Genomic DNA, 3,441 nt, shown 5'->3' with positions numbered 1-3,441 from the left:
AGACGCGCCTGTCTGACATTCCCCGTCAACGCCTCCACAAAGCAATCATACCAATTTGCGTCTAAAGGGAAAGAAAGGCCCCCCTGCAAGGGGGGCTGCCCCGAAGGGGAGGAGGTGTTATTGAGCGTGAAGACAACCCCTCCAACTCAACTGCGACATCGTTCAGTCCCCGGTAAGGCTCCAGCCCACGGACTCGTTCTGCAGGGTCCAGAGCCGCGCGTAGAGCCCGCCGCGCTCCAAGAGCTCCTCGTGACGGCCCTGCTCCGCCACGCGCCCTTCCTCCATCACCACGATGTTGTCCGCGTTCTGGGTCGTGCGCAGCTTGTGGGCGATCACCACCACGGTGCGCCCCTCCACCAGCGCGTTGACGGCCCGCTGTACCTCGACCTCGTTCTCCGGGTCCAGGCTCGCCGTGGCCTCGTCCAGCAGGACGACCGGCGCGTCCTTGAGCAGCGCCCGGGCGATGGAGATCCGCTGCTTCTCCCCGCCCGACAGGGTGGAGCCGCCCTCCCCCACCATCGTGTCGTACCCCTGGGGCAGCCGCATGATGAAGTCGTGCGCGCAGGCCCGCTTTGCCGCCTCCTCCACCTCGGCCTCCGTCGCCCCCTCGCGTCCGAAGGCGATGTTGTTCCGCACCGTGTCCCGGAACAGGTACACGTCCTGGAAGACGAAGGATATCCGCCGCATCAGCTTCTCCGGATCCAGCCCGCGCTCGTCCGCGCCGCCGAAGAGCACCGTCCCGGACTGCGGGTCGTAGAACCGGGCCATGACCTTCATCAGGGTTGTCTTTCCGCACCCCGACGGGCCCACCAGCGCGGTCAGCTTCCCCTGTGGGAATGTCAGGCTCACGTCCCGAAGCACGGGCTCGCCGCCGTAGCCGAACGTGACGTTTTTCAGCTCGATGTCGTGCCGATCGGGCGCGTCGCCGTCCCCGCTCATCTCGGGCTCCTCCATCAGGCGAAGGATGCGCTTTCCGGCCAGGGTGAAGTAGCGGAACAGGAAGAAGTTGAGCAGCGCCGCCGTCAGGGGGTCGTAAACACGTGTCCCGACGATGAGGAACCCGACGAAGGTCACGGGGTCGAGCGTCCCGCCGATCATCAGGTGCACGCCCAGCACGATCATCAGGGTCAGCCCCAGGCGGATCAGGGAGATCGCCAGCATCACGAAGGGCCCCATGGCCGCCTCGAGTCGGATGCTCTCCTTCATGAAGTTCCGGAAGGCGCTCTCCAGGCGGGCAAAACGGTCGCCTGTTAAGTTGTAGGCCTTGATGACGCGGATGCCGTTCATGTACTCCTGAATGCGGTTCCCCGCGTCGATCTTGACCCTCATGTGCTTTTGGCTCAGCCAGTTCTGGAGCCTCGTCGAGAGCGCGAGCACCAACACCGCCGCCGGGAGCGAGACGAACATGGCGACGGCCATGAGCGGGTTCCAGAAGCACAGGCCCACGAAGGCGATGAAGGGCAGTACGAGGCCGCCGACCATCTGCGGCACCTGATGGGAGATCGCGGTCTCCAGCAGCAGGAAGTCGCCCATGATCATGTTCACGAGGTCGCCGGGGTCACGCCGGGCGAAGTAGCCCAGGGGAAGCCTGCGCAGCTTTTCGGCGAGTTCGACCCGCCCCCGGGCCGAGGCGCTGTAGGCGTCCCGGTAACAGGCCCGGTAGGCTGGCACCTCCGCGGCATACATCACAATCAGCCAGCCAAACAGCAAGGCGCACAGCCCCCACAGCTTCGCCATATCCGGCGCACCGCCGGCCGACCAGGCAGCGAACACGGTGCGGACCACCTCGATGGAGACGCCGAACGGAACGACGTTCACCAGATAGGAGACGATCGTGCAGAAGACCGACTTGCGCAGTTTCTCAGGGTGCCCTATAGTGACGGTCCGAAACAGGTTGCCCTTCATTCCACTTCCCCCTTCCTGCTCCCGCCGAGCCTCCAGCTCTCCGCCCCGACATAGGCCCGCCACATGCGGGCGTAAAGCCCGTTTGCCGCCAGCAGCTCGTCGTGCCGCCCCCGTTCCTCGAGGCGCCCCTCCTGCAGCACCAGGATCTGGTCGGCCCTTCGGATCGAGGAGAGCCGGTGTGCGATCACCAGCACCGTCTTGCCCTTGATGAGCTCCGTCAGGGCCCTCTGGATTTCGAACTCGTTCTCCGGGTCGGCGAAGGCCGTCGCCTCGTCCAGCACCAGGATGGGCGCGTTCTTCAGGACGGCCCGGGCGATGCAGACGCGCTGCTCCTCCCCGCCGGACAGGTAGACGCCGCCCGAGCCGATGGGGGTGCCGTACCCGTTGGGGAGGCGCTCGATGAACTCGTGGCACTGGGCGGCACGCGCCGCGGCGATCACCTCGTCGTCCGTCGCGTCCGGCCGCCCGACCCGGATGTTGTTCATCACGGAGTCGAAGAACAGGAAGTTGTCCTGAAACACGAACGACACCGTGTCCATCAGCGTCTCGACCGGGATGTCCCGGACGTCCACGCCCCCGATGAGGATCTTTCCTTCCCCCTCCCTCACGTCCCAGAAGCGCGGGATCAGGCTGGCGACGGTGGATTTGCCCCCGCCCGATGGGCCCACGAGGGCGGTCACCCTCCCCTCCTCCGCATGAAAGGAGACGGACGACAGGGCACGGGCGCGCGTGGAGAGGGCGCTCGCGTTTTCCGGCCCCTCCGCGTCGTAGGAGAAGGTCACGTCCCGGAACTCGACGTCGAACCGCCTCGGCGTCCTGGGGTTTTGGGGCTCGGGAACGGGCTTCCGGCCCATCACGGCCTCGATGCGTTCCACGCCCTCGTCTATCTGCCGGCCCTGCATGGCCAGCATCGCCAGATTCATCATGGGGGCCGCCGCTCCGGGCGCCATCACCACGAAGAACAGGAACGTCAGCGCAAAGGCCTGGCCCGTCGGGTCGTCCCGAAGGATCAGGAGCCCGACGGGCAGCAGGAGGGCGAGGAAGGAGTTGGCGACCACGCGAAACAGGATGTAGCCGTTCCGACAGGCGTTGGTGAACTGGATGCACAGCCTCCCGTAGTCCTGAAGGTCGGCGTAGAAGCCCCGGAAGGACTGCACGGTACGGCCGAACACCTTGACGATCTGCATCCCGCGGACGTACTGCACCGCCGAGGCGTTGACCCGCTCCAGCGCGTCGTAGTACGCCTTCAGGTTGTCCCGGCCCTTTTTCCCGAACCAGAGGGACCCCTGAAAGGCGAGCGCGGCGACGAACGCCCCCACGCAGGTCAGCGCCAAGGGCACGCTGAGGAAGAACAGCGCCACGACCAGGACGAGCACCGTGACCGTCGCATCGACCACCTCCGGGATCTTATGGGCGACGAAGAGCTCGATGTCCTCGACGTTCTGCTCCATCGTCTTCTTGACCGCGCCGATGGTGGTGCCCGAGAGGAACCCCAGCGGCAGCCTGCCGATGTGGCGGGCGAGGCCCATGCGGATG

General features: G+C 66.1%; 2 protein-coding genes. Both read right to left on the bottom strand.

The features are described 5' to 3' along the window. Positions 1-162: 162 nt before the first annotated feature. The gene (locus Q0176_RS05445) at positions 163-1,905 is read right to left on the bottom strand and encodes an ABC transporter ATP-binding protein (RefSeq protein ID WP_299300019.1); all 1,743 of its coding nucleotides are present in this window, start codon (positions 1,903-1,905) and stop codon (positions 163-165) included. After that, positions 1,902-3,441, bottom strand: a 1,540-nt coding sequence (locus tag Q0176_RS05440; protein ID WP_299300017.1) for an ABC transporter ATP-binding protein, incomplete at its 5' end; no start/stop codon positions are given. The genes Q0176_RS05445 and Q0176_RS05440, both read right to left, overlap by 4 nt.

The sequence above is a fragment of the uncultured Fretibacterium sp. genome, assembly GCF_938040765.1.
In the GTDB taxonomy this organism is placed as follows: domain Bacteria; phylum Synergistota; class Synergistia; order Synergistales; family Aminobacteriaceae; genus CAJPSE01.
This window is presented reverse-complemented; position numbering and strand designations above follow the sequence as displayed.

Excerpts from the sequence above, each read along its gene's own strand:
- Q0176_RS05445 (WP_299300019.1), bottom strand. The coding sequence starts at position 1,905 with ATGAAGGGCAACCTGTTTCGGACCGTCACTATAGGGCACCCTGAGAAA.